The organism is Psychrobacter sp. APC 3281 (assembly GCF_030407815.1).
Taxonomy (GTDB): domain Bacteria; phylum Pseudomonadota; class Gammaproteobacteria; order Pseudomonadales; family Moraxellaceae; genus Psychrobacter.
Genome location: NZ_JASDCS010000005.1, coordinates 254,960 through 277,226 on the forward strand (window position 1 = coordinate 254,960; position 22,267 = coordinate 277,226).

The window sequence follows — 22,267 nt, forward strand, 5'->3', positions numbered from 1 at the left end:
TACTGGTACGATCAAAGAAATAAGCTACCGATAAAATAACTGATGATTATCAATCAATTATACTGATATCTAGAGGCCGATAAGACCTCGATAGCCATATTGATACGTTTTAAATGGGGTCGTCAATAATAGCATTATTTGCCGCAGACAGCCACAGGTTCAAAGGGTTTAATCTGCGTAAGTTAAGTCATTACGTCATAAAAACTCGGTTATAGGCAACATCAAAAAGCCCTCAATACAACAAGGTATAGAGGGCTATGTGACTGATAATTAAAGACAGTTTTTTAGTAACCAACCACCGCTGCATCGACAATACGTGGATCAGACGATCCATAAACACCGTTTGGTGTGAGCATGATCGATTGTGTAGATCCCATCGCGGATTTTGGACTGACGGTATGACCCATCGATTCGAGCTTTTTCACGGTATCTATATTCAGTGCTTTTTCGACTCGAATCTCATCAGGTAGCCATTGATCATGGATACGCGGTGCATGTGTTGCCTCAGCGATATTCATATCATGATCGATGACATTGGAGATAATCTGAGTGACAGTCGTGATGATACGGCTACCACCTGGGCTACCCGTGACGATGTAAGGTTTGCTGTCTTTGAATACGAGTGTCGGACTCATAGAAGACAGTGGACGCTTATTGGCTTCCACAGCATTGGCATCGCCACCAAGTAAACCGTAGCCATTTGGTACGCCAGGTTTGGCAGAAAAATCATCCATTTCATTATTGAGCAAAATGCCTGTACCGTCCGCAACGAGACCAGTACCATAAGAGAAATTCAACGTATAAGTATTGGCTATCGCATTACCGTCTTTATCAACGATAGAGAAGTGTGTGGTCTGATCACTCTCATAGGGCAGAGGATTGTTCGCTTTGATAGTCGCTGCTGGCGTAGCTTTATTGGGATCAATCAACGTACGCAGTTTGTCTGCATAGGCTTGTGAGGTTAAGCCGCTGGCAGGTACATCGATAAAGTCAGCATCTCCCAGATACTCAGCTCGATCTGCATACGCTAACTGCATTGCTTCTGCCATTAAGTGAATAGTCTGTGCGCTGTTTTGTCCGTAGTCTTTGAGCGGATAGCCTTCTAAGATATTTAAAATCTGGACGATGTGAATACCGCCAGAGGAAGGCGGTGGCATAGAGACAATCTCATAGCCACGATAGTCGCCTTTGACAGGTTCGCGAGCGATGGCTTGATAATTGGCCAAATCTTGCAGGCTCATGCTGCCTCCTGCTTCATTGACTGCTTCGACCAGTTTTTGAGCGGTTTCACCCTTATAAAACCCATCGGTACCCTGTACCGAAATCCGCTTTAGCGAACGCGCAAGCTCAGGCTGCTTTAGACGTTCGCCTGGCTGATAAGCGCTGCCATCAGGCTTAAAAAACACTTTTTTGGTACTTGGCCATTTCTGTAAGCGATCACTCAACGCAGTGAGTGACTCGGACAAGCCGGCGGTGACTTCTATACCGTCTTCAGCCAGTGCTATCGCTGGTGCCATAACTTGCTCGCGGCTCATGGTACCGTGATCCTCTAACGCTTTTAGTAGTCCTGCTACTGTCCCTGGCACGCCAACAGCCAAGCCATGATAACGAGATAAGTCGCTGACAGCATTGCCTTCCTTATCAAGGTACATATCGCGTGAGGCGCTACTTGGTGCTTTTTCACGGTAATCAAGCGCCACCGTTTTGCCTTGCTTGGCATCATAAATCATCATAAAACCGCCACCACCGATATTACCCGCACGCGGCAAGGTTACTGCTAGGGCAAAACCTACTGCAACGCCAGCATCTACCGCATTACCGCCGTCCTTTAAAATCTGTAAACCGATGTCAGAGGCAAGCGCTTCTTGGGTAGCGACCATGCCGTTTTTTGCCCAAACTGGATGATGAATGGCGTCTTCAGAATAGATGGCTTGGTCACTATTAGTATTGTTAACATTGTTCGATGTGGTTTTAAGTGTATTGGTCTTCGCTCGCGTGATGCGCTTGGTTTCAGAGAGTACCGTTGGACTATCAGCCATGATAGCCAGGTTTATGGCACTAGTATTAATTGATGTATTGTTGACCGTGGCGTTACTTGTTGAGGCCATTGGCTCTACAGCCTGTGCGGATATAGATAGCAGTAGTGTACTGGTAATGAGCACAACGCTAGATTTGAGTAAGGTATTAATTTTTGGTTTATGCTGCTGAGCGGTTCGATGATGGCGAGATAATAACTGTGACATCGCAAAGTCCTTTTTACGCGAGTGGAGAGAATAGAGCTAAGAAATAGATAAGCCTAAATAGTAACGAAAATATGAAATAGTAGAAAGTTGTTTATTATCTTTTGTGGTGTACGCTTTTATAGCGCTTGTCTGTATCAGCTGTATTTCAAATAAACGAAGCTAGTTTTCAAGTAAATGAAGCTACTGATAAGACAACAGTTATACAGAGAAAATTATTTATGAATGAAGAAATTCTTTAAAAATATTCGCTAATATTACTAAATTGTAACGTCCTGTGATATAAATAACGGTACCAATGTACACTCATTATCGACTGTCTATTCATACAAAGAGATTACTATGTCATCACACCATACTAATAACCGCAATCGACAGCGCTACTCTGAGACTGCGCCTGCTTGTTTATCGAACACTGATCATAAAAACTATAATGGTAAAAATAACAACGGTCATCTATATCCAACTAGTAAATTGACTTCTATCGCATTGCTAGTTGGTAGTGCCTCGCTTGTACTCGCAGGTTGCCAATCAACTCCAGCCAGCTCAACTTCCAATCTGTCGTCGAATAGCAGCGCCTCTAGTACCATGATGGACTTTAGTGTCGCAAACGCCGCGCAGAGTCAACGTCAAGGTCAAGCTTTTACTGTCAGTCAAAACGCTCAGGCCGCGCGTTATGAGCAGCTGTTTGATCAAGAGAAGTATCCAAGTACCGAAAACCAAGCCAAGTCGCACTTGTTAGCAGCCATTCGTCAGCACTTGGCGACCGAGCATGTGGCAGTCGCCACAGCCAATTATCGCTCAGCACCATTCATTGACCCAAATAGTATTGACGCAGGATCTAGTAGCTTGCTCAGAACGATCATAGAAACCTATGTGTATCAGCCTGAGGGTATGTATGATAGTAGCGATGATGAGGCGCAAGTTGAGGCTAGAGCAGAATTAGCAGCGGTAGGTGTAGAGTCGAATAAATGCAATGAAAACGAAGACGATGATGCTTATGAAGTCTGTGTGGTAGAGGGTATTGATGACGCGAAAGATTCGATAGAGTCCGACTATCCTAGTGATTATGATAAGTCTAGAGCAGAAGCTGAAGCAGAGAGAAGAGCTATTGCTGCTATATTGGCTGAAGCAGGGGAGAATGAGCCGACGAGCAGTGATGCTAGCAGCGATAACGAGTATGCTTACGATATAGCAGATGACTATAGCAGCGATGATTACAGTAGTGACGACTATGATAATTATGATGAATACAGTAGCGGTGCTGAAGGTATGCTCTCAGGGATGTCAGGGTTAAGTCCTAAATCAATGGCTGCAAAGTATGAAGCCATGCAAATGGCGAAACAGCAAGCTAAGACAGAGACGGTAAATCGTGGCAGCCTACCAATGTCATCTACAGGCATGATTGGCAATATACTTGATATGTTCCATCGTACTCCTGAGCAAATAGCTGCATCCAATGCTTATCAGTATGAGCATTTAACATTCAATAGTGTCAGTCAATACCGTCCCAAGCAGCGCCAGCTACAAAGCGTCTATAGCTACGATTACGCCACACCAACGATTAGCTCATCGATACAGATACCATTAGCATTTGATTTTAATAACAGCAGTGTCGTAGTAGATCCATCGGCCATTATGCCGATTGTTGCACTTGTCAACCCTGAAAATACGCCACTACCATCACAGATGACCTCGCATACGGTGCGCTTTGGTTTGCCTGAAAGCATCACGGCACAGTTGCCACCAGCGGTGCTCTACGATGCGGTACTTAATGCGATACAGAACAGCATGGCTGAGCTCGCGCCTGAGCATTTTAGCGCAGTCGATATCAGTGGTGATGCTTTTGCCAAAGAAGTCGGTGCGACTCGCGCCGTAAAAGTCTATTTCGGTAGTCAGCAAAGCGGTGAAATGATTGGTAAGACGCTCAAATATGTGACTAAATCACTGCAAGAATACGTAGATGCCAATCCAGATAAATATCCTGATGGTGCCGCATTAAAGACAGCACTCGCTAAAGTACAATTGTACAATAAAGGCTATCAAAGCGCGGATGTCGGTTCGCTATTGCAGCTGATTGAAGCTATCGGTCCTATCTCTTTTAATCAAATCAACTACTATTACTTAGATAGCTCAGATCGACTGCTGGCCAAGCAGCAACGTGTCAATATCGGTAGTGATTTTATGGGGTCGACCACAACCATGCTAAACCAAGTACGTTACGATAAAGCCAGCTTTAACCGTCATGCCTTGACACCATTACTTACAGAATCTTTTGGTCCAGACGCTACGCCTCCTATCGATGGCAATGCATGGATAGCTACGCAGCGCGAGAAAAAAGAAAGATTACAAACGGCCCGCTATGCACGCTACGACTATCAAGATAGCGGTGTCGAAGGTGCTTATAGCGGTGATGAGTATGGTAACGATAGAGACAATGGCACAGACGCTGTCGATGAGAGCCGAGTTGACGATGCTCAAGATGATATGAATGAAAAATAGAAGTCAAATGACATCATCTCATTGCATTTACGCTCATATCTATTAAGGATAAAAAATGAAAACAGTACATCACACCATTGCACAACGTCTGCCATTTAAGACTAAAAACAATCTGCTAGTCACCAGCGCATTTTTGACAGGGGCGCTGTTGTTAACAGGTTGCCAGTCTACCAGTTTGGGCCAGTCCAACACGGCGGCTGTAAAACAAGCACCTAGCATTGCCAAAAAGACACTAGAAACAGCACTACAAAAACAGCGTCGTCAGTCATTTAGCTACCATAGCAATCTTGAGATTGGTAATAACCAACAATTTACAGATGCCGATACTGATACTAGTACGGAGAAAATGGCGGCATCAGACTATGTAGATGAACATTGCGAAGAGGCACATGACCAAGCGTACGCCGCTCTAATCCTGCAAGCCGAACAGCAAGACGAAGATATCTTAGCGGTGGATTACGATACTAAGCGTGACAGCATAAGGCAGTCGTATTTTGAGTGTGTAGATGCCTATCATGCATGGGATGATCATCAATACGATAGCGATGTAAAAGTAGCACCAGATTATCAAGCGCTATTTGATAATTATGAAGATAAACAAAGACCGTTAGATGTGAAGAAAGCACAGTTATTAGAGGAGTATCTACTAAAGCCGCTTTCTATCGACTCTCAAGGGATCTATCAACCGATGGCAGGCAAGGCTACGATGCTCGCTAGTGCGCAATATCAAGCACGTAATCATCACAGCAGTATCAACCAGCCTATTTATATGGATTTTAAAAACGGTGATATTTACCTATGGGCAGATAATTTTGCGATTCTAAACTCAGAATTGTTGGACGATAAACTCGGTACAAAATGGCAAAACAAGTGGTTAAAAATAGCCATTGATGATGGTACATTGCCTAAAGGATTTGGCGGTGAAGTCATCAAAAGCCACTTTGCGGCGTTAGATGCGACTTATGACGCGGCTCCTGTCAGCCAGTTTAATTATGTTGCTCCTAACTCACTTGCTTCACTGTCTCCAAAGCTGCCAGCGCACCAGTTATCGGCTATGCTACCAAGCAATCAAGTCATTCGCCGAGTACAAAGCTTTGTGGATTATCAAGCGTCGCAACAGAAATATATGCAGATTTTCTACGATCGGATCAGTGAAAAATACCCAGAGCTGGTACAAGAACCCGAACCGATGACAGCGTTTGAGTCGATTCAAAATCCAAAGGCATTCACCAGTAAGTCTGTTGTACAAAAAATACTGGCTATGATAAAAGATCAAATGAATGAGGAAGCCACGACAGGTGAGGTCGTTGCCGATACAGAAGTACAGGAGCTATACGGGTTTGATAAACGTGGCCAACTAAAATGGGAGCACTTACGTCGTCAGTTGGACAATACTAGCGAAGCGAATAACAACAAAGGTATGAGGATAGATGTGTTGCAGCAGTATTCTGCTATTAGTACTAAGGACTTGGCGTTCCCTAACCTACCAAGTAATGTGCAGTCGCCGAACGCTAGCAATAGCATTGATTTACGAAAGTATGCTCCAGAGCTGCTGCAATACTACCAAGATGGTAATGGCACGGCAGTAGGTAAGATGGTCTTTAACATGTTGCCGATGGTCAGAGGGCGTTTTGGTTCGGTTGAGTAGGTAAAGATAATTTAGAGTAGGCTTACTGTATTAAGGAATATATAGTGAACTTTGTTACCATTGATGTTGAAACCGCTAATAGCGATGCAGGGTCTATCTGTCAAATAGGTCTAGCAAAATACTTAAACGGTAAGTTAATTGATACCTACTGCACGTTAGTATTACCCCAAACTTTTTTTAGTGCTCAAAATGTAAAAGTACATGGGATTACTAGCAGTATGGTAAGAGATGCGCCGTCTATGTACGATATATATGGGCAGATACTAAAGTTTATTGGCGATAACGTTGTTGTTAGCTACACTAATTTTGATCAAAGAGCTTTGATAAAAAGCTTAGAAGCTCACAAACTACCAGTACCAGAGCTACAGTGGGTAGATGCAACTGTATTAGTACGTAGGACATGTCATCGTTTCGCAGTAAAAGGCTATAGTCTGGCAAATGTATGTAAAGAGTGGAATTACCAATTTAACCATCATGATGCACTTGAAGATGCTAAAGCATGTGGCTTTATAACGGTAACTATCCTTAGAGAAAATAGTCTATCAATTCATGATTGGGTGACAAATAGCAACTATAATCGTATTTATCACCAGCAAAGACGTCTTAATAGTAGAAGTTATCCAAGTAATATCACGAAGGTAGGGAGTGAGTCAGGAAGATATGCAGGTCTTAATATTTGTTTTACAGGAGACCTTAGTATTAGTAGAGCAGAGATTGCTGACGTAGCAGCTAAAAATGGTTTTAATGTCAAAGCAGGGGCTTCAAAAAAGTTAAATTATCTTGTAGTTGGTTCTCAGGATCTAACGTTGCTAGCAGGTCATGAAAAAAGCAGTAAGCATCGAAAGGTAGAAGAGTTGATACAGAGTGGGCTGGATATTAAAATTCTTGCAGAAAAAGAGTTCTTAAAATTAATCAAAATTTAAGATTAGTTTGAAAGCGAATATAGAAAAAGCGCACCTATTAACGGCGCGCTTTTTTATTTTATACGTATACAGCTGGGTAAAATAACACTTTTCCGGAGTGGCTTATTACATACCTTGATGCTGTTTGTCATGGCCTTTACGGTCTTTTGAATGCTTACGACCTTTTTCTTGTCTCTCTGATTTCATTTGTTCCATCTTTGCACGTTGCTCAGCAGTCAACACTTGAGCGATAGCATGTTGTGTTTGTACACGTTCGATAAAGCGTTGCTTTTCTTTTGCCGCTCGTTGATCAGCCAGACGGTTCAGAGCAGCAGTGTTCAAAGTGCTGGCATTGGTCAACGCTTGTATTTGCTGATCCATTTGCGCGCGTTCTGCTTGATGTTCTGCACGGTCAGCAGTGCGATCGCCACGTTTGTTTTGCATGATGGCTTTAATTTGCGCTTGCTGTGTCGCTGTTAGATCCAGCTTTGACATTGGGCCTCTCATCTCACCTTTTTTCATGCCATCTTTGTGGTTCTTCTGCATTTGTGCAGTTGGCGTTGTATCAGTAGTCGCGTTAACGCTGGTGCAAGCGGTCACGGTAAATATGCTAGACGCTGCTAATACTGAGCCTAATAGTAGTTTTTTCATCATAATATCCTTGATTACATTGAGTTTGATTTCATAAGTACTAAATTTTTATCTTGCAAGTACCATCTGTTGAACGTTATCGCTCGTTATGGTTAGCCATCTTAGAAATGCAATACTTGCTGTTGATAGGAGTATATTACGACAGTTAAAGGTTACGAACATTTATGAAGTATTAAGAAAGGTAACGTTTCTGGTGAATTGGCAAGTGCTTGCCTGATAATATGTTTAACTACAGTCTACCGGCAATAAAAATGCCACGGCGGCAATTTCGCTAACCATACTACAGTGACATTTGTACGTGGACTTATTGCGCCATGATTATTATAGATTGAGTAAATAGAGATAAATAAAAATTAAAGGAGAGAAGCATGCCAAACATCCTGATAGGCGATGACGACGAAGAGTTGACTCAGTTATTGCAAGAGTACTTAGACAATCACGGCATTCGCTGTGACTGCGTACATGATGGTGCAGCAGTCATACAACGACTCAAAGCGGTGGCACACGAAGATACGGTTTATGATTTACTCGTGCTCGATATTATGATGCCAAAACTAGATGGGTTAAGTGTGCTGCGCCAATTACCAAATATTATCGATATCCCAGTCATTATGCTGACAGCAAAAGGGGAAGAGATTGACCGTATTATTGGTCTAGAGCTTGGTGCTGATGATTATATTACCAAACCTTGTAACCCTCGAGAGCTGCTAGCGCGTATCAATGCAGTGATTAAACGCACCAATACGACCGCATCAGAGCATACTCCGTTGCCAGAGAGTCGTTTGCATCTCGATCAGAACCAACGCGCCTGTCAGATAGATGGGGTAACGCTACAAGTCACTGGTACAGAGTTTGATCTGCTCGTGGCTCTACTCAAACAAAAAGGGGAGGTGGTAAGTAAAGCATGGCTGTCAGAAAATGTCTTGCAGCGTGAATTACAGCCATTTGACCGTAGCCTCGATGTACATGTATCTCGCTTACGCAAAAAACTTCAACCTTTCCACGATGAGCCAATAAAAGCGGTGCGTGGAAAAGGTTATCAACTGGTGCTGTAATGACGGACATATCGATGAAAGCTGCTGAGCAGAATCTCAAAAAAGCACCTAAGTTTAAGGTGCGCATTACTCTGTTTTGGCGTCTGTTTCTGAGCCTATTACTGACGATTTTAATCACCTCTGTACTGTCCATCGTGGTAGAGCGCTGGTTGGCTGAAAAAGAGCTGACCTCTCGTATGGATGTGCAAATCGATAGCCTATTGATAAAGCGTGAAGAGATGGTCGCGTCACTACGGGCTGGTGATGTAGAGTCTGTCAGGCAGATGTATCGTCAAGACCGTCAGCTGATGAATCAAATCAGAGTCTATGATGAGCAAGGCGCTATTATATTCCCGCGTTACCGTGACAAAGACGATCGCGCGCAAGGACAACTGCAAAGTGGTCGGCAGCTAATGGATCGTGCGATACAACCGGTGCGACCGGTGTCGCCTAGACCACCTAGAGTAGAGAATAACGTTTATGGTGTAGAAGGTCGTAATGCTGACAATAGACTGCGTGAACGTGATAATGAGATACCAAAAGATGAGCCGTCTTTTTGGCAAAAATTCCTAACACCAAGAACGGCAAGTAGTGCAGCAGTGGCTGATATCGATACTCGTCCTGAACTGGCCGATATGTCTATTGAACTACCTGATGGTCAGTCAATCATCATACAGTTGCGTCCGCACTTGCGTTTTTCAGACGTGGTAGAGATACAGCACGGTAATTTTCCAATACGTTTGCTATTGATCGTTATCTTTAGTGTATTGGTCTGCATATGGCTCAGTCGCACGTTAACCCAGCGGATTGGCCGTGTACAAAATACCGTACACCGTATGATCGATGGTAATTATCAAGCCAATCCAGAACTGTCCAAGATGGGCGATGATGAGTTGGGGCTACTTGCCAAAGACGTTGCCCATCTATCAACGAGGCTCGTCGATAGTGAGCTTGCACGTAAGCAAATGCTTAGTGATATCTCACATGAGCTGCGTTCGCCGCTTGCTCGTCTGGATGTCGCGACTGAGCTGACTCGAGACTTTGCGCCCAATGCCAATCGTTATCTAGACCGTATCGATAAAGAATCTACACGAATGAATGAGCTGATTGAGCAAATCATTCATATTCAGTCCCTACAAATGCAGCAATATACCGTCGATAATTTGGAGAGTGAGGCAGTCGATATATCTGACATCATTAGCAATATCGGAGAGGATGTCTGCTTTGAGTTTCAACATAAAGACGTACATTGGCAATGGCAACCGCCTGAAGCCTCAGCGCTAGATGGTTTGGAAGGATTTTGGACAGTCCAAGGTAATGCAGAGCAGTTGTATAGTGCACTTGAAAATGTCATTCGCAATGCTTTTATGCACACGGCAGCGGGTTCGACAGTGATTGCGGAAATCAAAGCAATACAAATGGACAATAAGGTACCAGCTGTTCAAATTAATATAACAGACGAAGGTGGCGGTGTGGCAGACAAGGACTTAGAACGTATTTTCCATCCCTTTGTGCGGCTCGATACTGCTCGGCATCGTGATACTGGCGGCTATGGTCTTGGATTGGCTATTGTTCACGCTGTAGTCATGGCGCATAAAGGATATATCAATGCTCATAACCGGCAAGATGGTATTCAAGGGTTGGTGGTTCAAATCGTGCTACCTAGCAGATAAAAAGATAAATAATGCAGAAATAATTTATGTAACCAATATGCGTTTATCCTGTATTTGTAATGTGTATAAGCGCATATTTAGTAGTAGATAAAAGCTGACTCTTTTTAAAACCGACGTAATTTATTATAAATAGACAAAAATTAAAAGTATTTATATTCGTTTATATGAATATAATAGACGAACGGTATAAAAACGCGGATGAACGGTATTGTCTCTCTGTATATATTCGGTAATACTAATATATACAGAGAGTGATAAAGATTATACAAAACAGAACGTCTTATTCCTTAAAGACTATTACAACTATTATTTGAACAAGGTCTCGTTATTATAAGCTTATAACCCGTTTTATTTTGTCACATCGTCTCTCTGACATAGATCTTATCTCTGATTTTTTAAATCTGACAAGTCTGTAAGGGAGTACGCATCATGAACCGCATCTATAAAGTCATCTGGAATGAAGCCTTAAGTTGTTTTACCGCCGTTGGTGAATACGCGAAGGGACGTGGCAAATCTTCCAAATCTAGCGTTAGCTCTAACGCTACCATCAATACAGCGTCTAACCTGTCCGTTATCCGTACGATACGTCTGAGTACCATAGCGCTTGGGCTACTAACTGCTGGCTTTGGCATGCAGGCAAATGCATTGGGTACTTACTTTGTTGGAGACGACCCAACACCTAGAATACATACCAATTCATTCCTTCATCAAACACTAACGGTGCAGGGTGGAGAGACAGTCTCTGGCGATCCCAATATCAAAAATATCAGCGTGACTGCTAGTAGGCGTGATAAAGCGCTAACGATAAAGCTCGATGAAAATGTCGACTTAGGCGCTGATGGCAGTCTCAAAACGGGTGATACTTTAGTTGATAATTCAGGCATTAAGATTACAGCCATAAATCCAGCCAATAGTGTCACTTTGAGCAATAGTGGCCTAAACAATGGTAATAACAAAATCACCAATGTATCCAATGGTGCTGTGATGGCAGGGAGTAAAGATGCAGTTAATGGCTCGCAGCTACACAGATTGGTCAACATAGTCAAGGATAACAAAACTAAATATTATAGTGTTGACTCTGAAGCTATTGGCAATGCCAACAACGATGGCGCAACAGGTTATAACGCTATGGCCATGGGTGGCAACGCAAAGGCGACTGGCAGTCAAACTATTGCTATTGGTAGCTCGGAATCTGGACAACAAACGTTGGCAAGTGGCGAGCAGTCTATTGCTATTGGTGCCAATGTTGTCTCAAAAGGACATTCATCTATTGCTATTGGTGGTGATGATTTAGATGCTGCTGCAAATGTTGATGGTGTTAACGACTTATTCAATGCATATACTGGTAGTGATCTTATAGAGGATCCAAATAATCCATATGGGCATACTGAAGCAGGCGGCGCTGCATCCTTAGCAGTTGGTGTTAAAGCACGGTCCGAAGGTAATCTTTCTACTGCTGTCGGTGTCCGTTCAAGCTCAGTAGGTGCAGCATCCTCTGCTTTTGGCATGGGGGCGTCAGCAAGTCGAGATGGTTCGGTAGCTTTAGGTGCAGGATCAACTACGCTTAGTGAAGCTACTGAGGAAAAGAACCTTATTATCGGCAACAAGATCTATAATTACGCTGGTGTAACAAGTGATAAAGGAGCACAAGTATCTGTTGGTTCAGTAGAACATGAGCGTCAGATCAAGCACGTTGCTGCTGGAGCAGTCAATACAGACAGTACTGATGCTATCAATGGTAGTCAGCTACACGCTACTAATCAATCTATTGAAGATTTATCAGAAAGCAAGATTACCTTTGCGAGTGATAGAGGAGCTCCCGTGGATCGTAAGCTTGGTGAGACACTTAATATCAAAGGTGGTGCAGAAGCCACTGCTGCTTTAACTACAGGCAACATTGGGGTAGAGTCTGATGCTAGTACTAATACCCTAACTGTAAAGTTAGCTGAGAACGTAGACCTTGGTACTAATGGAAGTGTAAAAATGGGAAGTAGTAGTAGCCTTCCTTATAGCTTAGGTCCTGTAACAACTGCTAATAGCCTAGGTGTCTTGACAGGTAATTGGCTAGGCAGTACAGCGGTTACTGGTGCAGGTATTATAGTAAATGGTCCACTAGGTATTCCTAGTACTATTCTAACCATGGATGGTTTAACAATTATCGGTGGTCCAAGCGTAACAAGGTCTGGTGGTATCAACGCTGGTAATAGAAGGGTTGTCAATGTTGATAACGGTGAAGATCCAAATGACGCTGTCAATGTCAGTCAGCTCAGCAGTGCCTCTGCTGCCGCTAAAACAGAGGTCGCCGCAGGTACTAACGTGGCTGACGTTGTAAAGTCTACAGGTGGTAACGGTCAAGATGTCTATACTGTTAATGCGGATGGCGTGACTGCTTCAGCAGGCTCTGATGCCGTCACTGTCACAGCAGGTAAAAAAGATGATACAACTAATACGACCGATTACGCTGTTGATTTAAGTGCCGATAGTAAAGCCAGTCTAGTTAAAGCAGATAGTGCTATGCAGACTATTTATGCTCAAATAGATGGCGTTGATGTCAAAACGCTTAACCAAACTGATAATACGGCTAATTTCCTAACGGGAGATAACATTGTTCTTAGTGCCGAGGATGGTGGTATTAAAATCGCTACAGCAGAGGATGTCACTTTTACTAGTGCTAGCTTTGCTGATAGTACAGTTCGTGTGAGTGGTGAAGGTCTTGATAATGGTGGCAATAGAATCGTCAATGTAGATGATGGTCAGGGAGATACAGATGCCGTCAATGTTAGACAATTAAATGCAACCAACAATACAGTGGACCTAGGACTGAACTTCACAGGAGATGATACAACCGTTGTCGTCAATCGCAAGTTGGGTCAAACGTTGACACTCCAAGGAGGCGCGACAGAGTTAACTGAAAACAATATTGGTGTGATCGCTGATGAAGAGGGCAATCTAAACGTTAGATTGGCTGAAGATGTCATGCTTGGTAAAAATGGTAGCGTGAGAATGGTAAACACAGTTCTCAATAATGCAGGTATTACCATTACTGATGGTTCTAATGAAACTATTACCTTGAGCAAAGAAGGTCTTGATAATGGTAATAATAGAATTATCAAAGTTGGCGAAGGGGTCGCACCAAGTGATGCTGTAAACTTCGCACAGCTCACAACGACCAATAACGAAATCGCTAAAGGCATCAAAATTGGTGACGGCAATAGTGCCAATGATCAGCAATTTTCGCTAGGCGATACCATCAATGTCACAGGAGATAGCAATCTGACTACTGTCGCTTCTGCGACTGGCGTCCAAGTGAAACTGAATAATCAGTTAGACCTCGGAGATGATGGCAGTATACAGATAGGCAATAGCATCATGAGTGATGCAGGCTTTACCTTCGTTGGAAATGGCGTGAATAGAATGGTTTCGCAGGTCTCATTGAGTAGCCGTGGTCTAGACAATGGAGGCAACACCATTCGCAACGTTGGGGAAGGTGTGCTAAATACGGATGCTGTCAATGTTGGGCAGTTAAAAGATGTCGCCATTGCCTTAGATCAAGGTTGGGGCATCACCGCTCAAGGTGATATCGCTACGATGGTAAAACAAGGAGATGCTGTCGACCTCAGTAGTAAAGACGGTAATATCAAGGTATCTAGGAAATCAGTGAGTGATGTGGCTGCTTTCGATAGTAGTCCATCACTACAAGCTGTAGCCATACCTACCAATGCTAATGACATTAGCTTTGATTTGAACCCAGATATTACTTTGAATAGCGTAACCACTGGTGGTACGGTTATGAATGATAATGGACTGACCATTGCAGGTGGCCCAAGCATCACGAAAAGTGGTATTGATGCCGCTAATACCAAAATTACCAACGTTCAAAATGGGGAAGTTTCGGCGACAAGTCAGGACGCTATAAATGGTGGTCAGCTTTATGCCCAAGGAACTGGTATCAGCAGTATTATCGGTGGTGACACTGTTTACAATGCCGAAGATGGTACTTTCATCAACAGTGACATTGGTGGAACGGGTGAAAGCAATATCGATGGTGCGATTGCTTCTATCAGACAAGGCACGATTGAAATTAGTGAAAATGTGCAAATTAACACAGAGAGCATTACCACTAATACAACCAATATCGCGACCAATACGACAAATATTGCTACGAATACCAGCAATATCACGACCAATACTACGAATATCGAAACCAACACGGACAAGCTAAATGCTGGACTCAATTTTGGTGCAGACAGTGGTGCCAATATCAACAAACCAATTGGCGATGGTAGTGTCCTAAGCTTCACTGGTGGCAATAACATCACCACCACAGCAGATGGTAGTAGTATTAAATTTGATCTAAACGGTAATATCAGCGTTGATAGTGTCACAGTTGGGACGACGGTTATCAATAGTGAGGGCATCAGTATGCAAGATGGGCCAAGTATGACGTCTCAAGGTCTATATGCTGGTAACCAACGCATGACCGGTGTCGCCGATGGGGTCGAAGCAACAGACGCCGTCAATTATAGTCAGCTTAGCGCGCTTGATAGTCGACTCAATAACAATATGAGCGATCTTGGCTACAAAATCGACGAAGTAGAAGACGATGCAAACGCAGGTATTTCCGCTGCGATGGCAATGTCGGCAATGCCTCAAGCTTATATCGCAGGTAAGTCATTGATCGGTGGCGGTGTTGGTACCTATAATGGAGAGAGCGCTGTAGCAATTGGTTTCTCTAAATTATCTAATGACGGTCGTTGGGTCATTAAGGTAAATGGTACAGCAGATACTCAAGGCAACGTAGGCGGTGCAGTTGGTGCAGGCTTCCATTTTGACTAACAAAGCTTCTCAATTGTAGTTATCGATAGACTATAAAAAAGCAAGACATTGGATGTCTTGCTTTTTTACGGTTTAAAGATAAACAATTAAGGTAATAAAGCTATCGATAAATCAAAATAAGCGCTTGTAAATTGTGTCTTACAAGCGCTTATTATTTCTAATTAAGGGCTTCTATATTCTGAACATTGCGCCATTCGGTTTCAGTCCAACATAGGCCATACCTGCTTGATTCATCCAGTGAGGTTGAATAATGCCATGCTGCAAAATCGCATGAATATCTCTATGCGCCCTTTCTATCTTATGCTTTTTGTATAGGGAGGCTGTGCCTGCGACTGCGTAAATTTCAGATAGCATGTCACGAGCTTCTCTTGCGCCTTCACAAGACGCTGCCCACACATCGGCAAGCTGTATATCAGTAAAGGTGTTCTTCTGCTGAGATTCTTTCCATAATATATCTACACTGTGATGCAGTTGGGCGCGTTTCGATGCTAGTATTGTTTTACTCTTAGCAATGGTAGCTTGTACCGTTGCACGGTCGCGTAGATCTGGACTCTTACCAGGTGTTACTCTTTCAAGGCATATATCAACCAAGTCATCCATAGCGGCTTTTAATACGCCTAGCGCCATCGCCGCACAGCCAGCAGCATTGATACAACCGATAGGCAGACGACTGTAGGCAGTATCGACAGCCACAGGACTATCAAAGTCAACTGCATAAGCCTCTTTGACAAAAGCGTCTTTGACGACTATATCGTGGCTACCTGTGCCATTTAGGCCGCCCACATCCCACGTATCAATGATTTTTACATCTTTCTTGGGAATAAAAAATAGCTTTAAATTTGCACCTGGACCAAGGGTCGTAGGAGAGCCTTCGGAGATAACGAGACAACGTAACACAAACCAGTCAGCCAATTGGCATCCAGAGACGAGTGTCCATTGTCCTGATACCATATAGCCATTATCTACTGTTTGTGCCACGCCTTCAGGACGTGCGGAATTGGCATAAATATGAGAGGGGTCGCTATATACTTCTTTCATGCTGGATTCATCCAAAAATCGACCGAACGTACAGGCCAAATGGTTGTTCCAAACGATCCAAGCAACGGAGGCCTCAGCACTGGCCAAAGTCTCATAAGTTTTTAGCGTTTCTACTGGGTTTCCTGCCCATCCTCCTAACGATTTAGGCAGCCCCATTCTAAATAATGCAAATTTTGAAAGTTTATTGACTACCACGGGTGCAATTTTTCTAGCGCTTTCTGTTTCATCTCTAAACATGACTGCTGATGCATAAATCTTGTTTGCTGCATCGGATGGTAGGGTGGTTATCTCTGCTGAGGATATATCATTCATATTGTTCAACCTTATTGTGATGAATAAGACAGTACTTTTTCTATAGCTAATAAAGTACAAATTTGAGCGATGACAAATGCTTATATAAAGAATAACCAACAGCTGCCCACCATACAACCGTTAATATGAATATATTAAAAATTATATTGTAAAAATTGAATAAATAATAATCAATGAGGCTAAATTTAGCGATAAAGCTAGAAATCAAGCTGTAAAAATAGGTAGGGGTAAAGAATAGCGAAGAATAAAGCTCGACCAAATATTAAGTGTTAATTCTAAGTCACTTAATATTTGGCCGAGAAAATAAATATTCTATAAAGATAAGTATCCTATAAAAACTGTCTCAAATTAGGCATCACGTTTCGGCGCATCAGGCTGCATCATAGGATCGGCATCTGCGAACGCTTTTAGTGTACGGCAATGAGTATCAATGGCGACGATATTGGGATAAGCGCTCAAATCTACTTTGAAGCGGCGAGCAGAAGAGACTTGCGGAATCAAATAACAATCTGCGAGAGTAGGACTGTCCCCATAGCAGAATTGTCCGCGATTGTTATCCGCCGCCAAGCGTGTCTCTAAAGCAGCAAATCCTTCACTGATCCAGCGGTTGCACCATGCAATCACATTTTCCTCGTCTACTGACAGCTCATTGCGTAGGTACTGTAAAATGCGGCGATTATTAATTGGATGGATGTCGCAACCAATCATGGCGCTCAGCGCGCGTACCTGCATACGCCCAGCAGCATCGTTAGGCAATAATGGATGCTCAGGGTAGACCTCTTCTAACCACTCCAAAATAGCTGGACTTTGATATAATAATAAATCGTCAGTCTGTAGGACAGGTACCAATCCTTGCGGATTAATCGCTTTGAAGGCAGATTCTAACTGTTCATCCTGTGCCAGATTGATCGTGATATCATCGTAATCTAAGCCTTTTAGGTTCATAGCGATACGAGTACGGTAAGACGTGCTACTACGAAAGTAGCCATAAAGTGTCATCATGATTCATGTCCTTATGTAGATGTGTTTTTATAAAGATAAATATTATGAAGTAGGGTCTGTATCTCAGTGTTATTTGATCGGGCAAGTCATTATTGAACAAACCACTAACAAGAAAAATTAAAAAATAACCAAGCACACCAGAATCGAGCAAATCATGCCAGCAGACAAAACCCTTGTAGACAGTTCTATTACCAGTAAAAACCAAAGTGGAGTTCAGTCGCTTGAGATTGGGCTGTCGATACTAGATGTGCTTATCGACCGCAATGAACCTATGATGCTAAAGGACATCGCTGAAGCCATGCAAATGCATCCAGCAAAATCCCATCGTTACTTGGTCAGTCTCATCCGCAAAAACTATGCGCGTAAGCTTGATGATGGGCGCTATGGGCTTGGCGATAGAGTCAATGCATTGGCATCACTAGGACATACGGAACTCAACCAAAACAATCTTTTGGCACGTCTCACGCAAGTGGCTAATGAAATCAAAGACAACTTAAATTGCGGTGTGCAAATTGCCAAATGGTTTAGCGAAGGCCCAATTATCATTCAGTCTGTTGAGCCAGACAGTCCGATTAGCATCATTACTCGCATTGGCTCACGTATGCCGCTGACGACATCGGCCACAGGGCAGTTATTTGCCAGTTATCAATCTGAAGCCGTCATTCAGCCATTGGTCACAGCTGAATGGCATACGAGTAATACCGCCGCAGATATGGCCGAGAAGTGGCAGCACTTTACTCAGCTACAGGCCAAAATACGTACTCAAGGCTATGCGACAGTGACGGGCGATATGCTTATGGGGATTAATGCCATTACAATTCCTGTTATATTGCCACAGCTTGCCAATAGTACTGCTAAACCATCCACGAGTAGTGATAAAATTGCTAGTGAAGATCTATTGCTAGAATATGCCATCACTATCATTGGAACCACAGAGCAACTGCCTATGAGTGAGCAACATAACGTGGTTAAGCAAATACTGGCGATAGCACAGCGTTATCAAATTGCCTAGCCAGTATGTGGTGCTATAAGCTAGGGCGTGCCTTCAATTCATCCTCTAAACCATACAGGCGCTACTGGCCGCTTTTGCTTTTTCGTATACGTTGTCAGCGTCTAGGCCAGTCGCATTCACTTCATCAAGGTAATGTTGAGAACCTTCCATTAATGGGCCTCTCCAATCTGGATCATTAAGTGGATCAGGGATATCAATCATAATATCGCCTTTTTCTTTGGCAGCGGCCATTGCTTTGGCATTGCTGACGTCAAATACTTTAGAGATATGCGCTGCCAGCTCTGCGCCAGAATTATCATCGATTACTTTTTTGAGGTCGTCAGGCAAACGGTTATATTTATCCTTGTTCATGCTAATCACAAAGGTGGAGTTATAAAAAGGAATATTGGTGTGCGTATTGATCAGCTCATCAAGGCGAAACGCTTGAATGGGTTGCCAAGTAAAGCTGAGCCCGTCAATGACACCGCGCTGCAGAGAGGTATAAGTATCACTGGCAGGCATGCCGACAGGTGCAGCACCAGTGGCCTCGATAATGTGGCTAGCAACCGCAGAAGGTTGGCGAATACGCAGACCTTTCATATCAGCTGGCGTGCGAATAGGCTTATCAACCGTATGAAGTGCACCTTGTCCAGTGCCTATCAGCGCGAGCAAGTGCGTGTCTTCATACTCATCTTTAATGACACCATCATCATATAGCTTATGAAGTATACAGCTCTGCTGCTGTGCGGTATTTGTGATACCTGGCAACTCTACAATTTGAGTCAAAGGAAAACGTCCTGCTGTATATCCTTGCGCTTGCATACCAATATCCACACTACCTTTCGCCGTAGCGTCATAGGTAGCCCCTGGTTTGCTAAGCGTTGCAGAAGGGTAGATCTCAATCTTTAAGCGGCCGTTTGAATCTGCTTCAATTTTCTTTGCCCATGGCTCTAACGCTTCGGTATTTATATTGTCAGTGGCAGTCATGAAATGCGAGAACCGTAACGTCGTCACTTTACCTGCATCTGTAGACGCGCCTGCTGCTTGGTCGTTATTGGAGCAGCCAGTTACTGCCATCGTGGCAGCTAGAAGTATTCCTAGCGGGGTTCTTATTTTCATCATAGAATCCTTTCATGATGGTGATATATGGTTCGCTATTTATTGCTACCTAGAGTATGTCGTCAATTAGCTACTTTATAATTAAAGCGATGATTAACTGATCATTTAAAAAGGCAGTATACAGAATGATAGGGGAGTTACTCGCCGACAGGAGCAACTTCGCGTGCTTCAGCCAACTCATCACTATGCAAAAACTGTGTATGTGCTGGCGCGCGTTTGGTACGAGACCACTCGTCTAGCATGTCTTGCTTGATAGCATCTGTAATCATCGATACTTTGTCTTCTGAAGTTGGATCATCATAGGTCAGCTCTAGACGATGACCATTGGGGTCAAAGAAGTAAATCGAGTGAAAGATGCCGTGATTAGTCACGCCAATGACATCGATGCCGGCATTTTCTAAATGCTCTTTGGCAACAATTAGCTCGTCACGGTCCTTAACCTTTAGCGCTAAGTGCTGCACCCAACTTGGAGTATTAGGATCAAAGCCCATCTCAGGTTGGTTGGGTACTTCGAAAAATGCTAAGACATTTCCATTACCAGCGTCCAAAAAGATATGCATATAGGGGTCAAAGGCTTTGGTCGAAGGCACATGGTCTTCTGCGAATGCCAAAATAAAATCCATGTTTAGATTTTTTTTATACCATTCAACGGTTTCTTTGGCATCTTTGCAGCGGTAAGCCACATGATGAATCTTTTCAATGGTAAAGCTCATATCAAACTCCTTTTGATAAGGCGTGTCACTCATTTGGCTGTATTCACATAACGATAATAGGTGAATGCGTTTGTCTTCCTATCCGCCTGCATGAGAATTTTCACGCCTATTTTGCTATTTCTTTGTCTGTGTTATTTTTTAAATACTGTTTATTAGTCACTATTTTCCAAATGCTATTTATCAAAATCAAAGCTAAGCGCTGGTAATACTTTGCCGCGTACTTCACCAAATCCAACACGGATGCCGTCTTTTTCGCTATAGCCTTTCATAATGACCGTGTCACCATCTTCAATAAAGCTGCGCGTCTCACCGCCTTCAAGCGTGACTGGTTTGGTAGCGTTCCAAGCAATCTCTAGCATTGAGCCATAAGAGTCAGCTGTTGGCCCTGAAATCGTGCCTGAGCCCATCATGTCGCCGACTTCAACTTTGCAACCAGTGATGGTGTGGTGGGTAAGCTGCTGTGCCATTGACCAGTACATGTATTTAAAATTGGTCTCGCAAATGACTGTCGCTGTTTCCGCATTTTCAGGCAGTAACTCAACCGATAGATTGATATCAAAGCTGTTGTCGCTCGCTTTTTCGTTTAGATACGCAAGTGGCTTGGGTTCTTGCGTTGGACAAGCTGTTTTAAACGGAGCCAACGCATCCATAGTGACAATCCAAGGAGAAACCTCAGAGGCAAAGGTCTTGGCATTAAATGGACCTAAAGGCACGTATTCCCATTTTTGGATATCTCGTGCTGACCAATCATTGAGCAACACCATGCCAAAAATATGATCAGCGGCATCATCTACGGCGATTGGCTGACCGATATGATTACCTTTACCAACGACAAAGGCGGTCTCTAGTTCGAAATCCAAGCGCTTACAGGCTGAGAAGATAGGACGCTCATCAGGGCTAGGCTTTAGCTGACCGGATGGACGTACGATATCAGTTCCACTAACGATAACGGTGCTGGCGCGTCCGTTATAGCCAACTGGCATTTCGGTCCAGTTAGGCAGTAGGGCGTTGTTTGGATCGCGGAACATGGTGCCGACGTTGGTCGCGTGCTCTTTCGATGAGTAAAAATCGGTAAAACCCGGTACTTGCACTGGCAAATGCATGGTGACGTCTGCTTGCTTAAATAGCGCCTTTTTTTGCAAGTCTGCATTGTCACGTAAGGTGTCAGTGTCGCTAGACAGCAGTGTTTGAATGGTCGTGCGTGCCTGCGTCCAATTGTCTCGACCAGAATCAATAAAAGCATTTAGAGTGGATTGGTCAAAATACGGACCACCTTCCAAACTTAATAGACCTTCGGCTTCGAATACAGATAGATCCAGTACATGCTCACCGATGGCAATGCCTGCACGGCGATTTTTATCACCAGCAGCGTCTTTGGTCTCGCTAAAGATGCCATAAGGAAGATTGTGAATAGAAAAGTCAGAGTCAGCAGCGATATCGATAAAAGAGGTGAGGGTGCTGTCAGTCGTTGACATGATTTGCTCCTTGCTAATATAAATTATGAATTACGTTATAATTAATTACTTACGTATAATGTAATTTATTGATATATGGATTGCAAGTTTTTTATGCAACGTCTTTTGTGAAAAGGCTACTTTAAAAGTTG

General features: G+C 43.3%; 14 protein-coding genes. 7 read left to right on the forward strand and 7 right to left on the reverse strand.

What is annotated here, in order from left to right; genetic code table 11:
- Positions 1 to 284: 284 nt before the first annotated feature.
- Positions 285 to 2,243, reverse strand: coding sequence for a gamma-glutamyltransferase (gene ggt / locus QL886_RS05445; protein ID WP_290177900.1), 1,959 nt, complete (start codon positions 2,241 to 2,243; stop codon positions 285 to 287).
- 339 nt (positions 2,244 to 2,582) lie between these two features.
- On the opposite strand from ggt, the gene QL886_RS05450 reads away from it, so the two are divergent.
- Genes QL886_RS05450 through QL886_RS05460 form a run of 3 tightly spaced genes read left to right on the forward strand, consistent with a single transcriptional unit; the run spans position 2,583 to position 7,313 of the window.
- Positions 2,583 to 4,742 carry a hypothetical protein gene (locus QL886_RS05450; RefSeq protein ID WP_290177901.1) on the forward strand — a complete coding sequence of 720 codons (2,160 nt, stop codon included), beginning with the start codon at positions 2,583 to 2,585 and terminating at the stop codon, positions 4,740 to 4,742.
- Between the two features lie 55 nt (positions 4,743 to 4,797).
- On the forward strand, positions 4,798 to 6,390 hold the full coding sequence (locus tag QL886_RS05455) for a hypothetical protein (protein WP_290177902.1): 1,593 nt from the start codon (positions 4,798 to 4,800) through the stop codon (positions 6,388 to 6,390).
- A 44-nt stretch (positions 6,391 to 6,434) separates the two neighbouring features.
- Entirely contained in the window at positions 6,435 to 7,313 is an 879-nt protein-coding gene (locus QL886_RS05460; protein WP_290177903.1) for an exonuclease domain-containing protein, read from the forward strand.
- Positions 7,314 to 7,418: 105 nt separating this feature from the next.
- On the opposite strand, the gene QL886_RS05465 is transcribed toward QL886_RS05460, so the two are convergent.
- A complete protein-coding gene (locus QL886_RS05465) occupies positions 7,419 to 7,946 on the reverse strand; it encodes a Spy/CpxP family protein refolding chaperone (protein WP_227676836.1) in 528 nt (175 codons plus the stop codon).
- 365 nt (positions 7,947 to 8,311) lie between these two features.
- Here QL886_RS05465 and QL886_RS05470 point away from each other — a divergent pair, with 365 nt between their 5' ends.
- The 3 genes from QL886_RS05470 (at position 8,312) to QL886_RS05480 (ending at position 15,486) form a co-directional block, all read left to right on the forward strand.
- Entirely contained in the window at positions 8,312 to 8,998 is a 687-nt protein-coding gene (locus QL886_RS05470; protein ID WP_057759848.1) for a response regulator transcription factor, read from the forward strand.
- Between the two features lie 14 nt (positions 8,999 to 9,012).
- Positions 9,013 to 10,650: an ATP-binding protein gene (locus QL886_RS05475; protein ID WP_290177904.1), complete on the forward strand. Its 1,638-nt coding sequence runs from the start codon at positions 9,013 to 9,015 to the stop codon at positions 10,648 to 10,650.
- 429 nt (positions 10,651 to 11,079) lie between these two features.
- A complete protein-coding gene (locus QL886_RS05480) occupies positions 11,080 to 15,486 on the forward strand; it encodes a YadA-like family protein (RefSeq protein WP_290177905.1) in 4,407 nt (1,468 codons plus the stop codon).
- Between the two features lie 171 nt (positions 15,487 to 15,657).
- Here QL886_RS05480 and QL886_RS05485 read toward each other — a convergent pair whose 3' ends face one another.
- Positions 15,658 to 16,836: a hypothetical protein gene (locus QL886_RS05485; RefSeq protein WP_290177906.1), complete on the reverse strand. Its 1,179-nt coding sequence runs from the start codon at positions 16,834 to 16,836 to the stop codon at positions 15,658 to 15,660.
- 348 nt (positions 16,837 to 17,184) lie between these two features.
- On the reverse strand, positions 17,185 to 17,835 hold the full coding sequence (gene maiA, locus QL886_RS05490) for a maleylacetoacetate isomerase (RefSeq protein ID WP_290177917.1): 651 nt from the start codon (positions 17,833 to 17,835) through the stop codon (positions 17,185 to 17,187).
- Between the two features lie 157 nt (positions 17,836 to 17,992).
- Here maiA and QL886_RS05495 point away from each other — a divergent pair, with 157 nt between their 5' ends.
- Positions 17,993 to 18,850, forward strand: coding sequence for a helix-turn-helix domain-containing protein (locus QL886_RS05495; RefSeq protein ID WP_290177907.1), 858 nt, complete (start codon positions 17,993 to 17,995; stop codon positions 18,848 to 18,850).
- Positions 18,851 to 18,895: 45 nt separating this feature from the next.
- On the opposite strand, the gene QL886_RS05500 is transcribed toward QL886_RS05495, so the two are convergent.
- From QL886_RS05500 to fahA, 3 genes are all read right to left on the reverse strand, one after another.
- Positions 18,896 to 19,948 carry a TRAP transporter substrate-binding protein gene (locus QL886_RS05500; protein WP_290177918.1) on the reverse strand — a complete coding sequence of 351 codons (1,053 nt, stop codon included), beginning with the start codon at positions 19,946 to 19,948 and terminating at the stop codon, positions 18,896 to 18,898.
- A gap of 137 nt (positions 19,949 to 20,085) precedes the next feature.
- Entirely contained in the window at positions 20,086 to 20,661 is a 576-nt protein-coding gene (locus tag QL886_RS05505) for a VOC family protein (protein WP_290177908.1), read from the reverse strand.
- A gap of 173 nt (positions 20,662 to 20,834) precedes the next feature.
- Positions 20,835 to 22,136, reverse strand: coding sequence for a fumarylacetoacetase (gene fahA / locus QL886_RS05510; protein WP_290177909.1), 1,302 nt, complete (start codon positions 22,134 to 22,136; stop codon positions 20,835 to 20,837).
- Between the last annotated feature and the right edge of the window lie 131 nt (positions 22,137 to 22,267).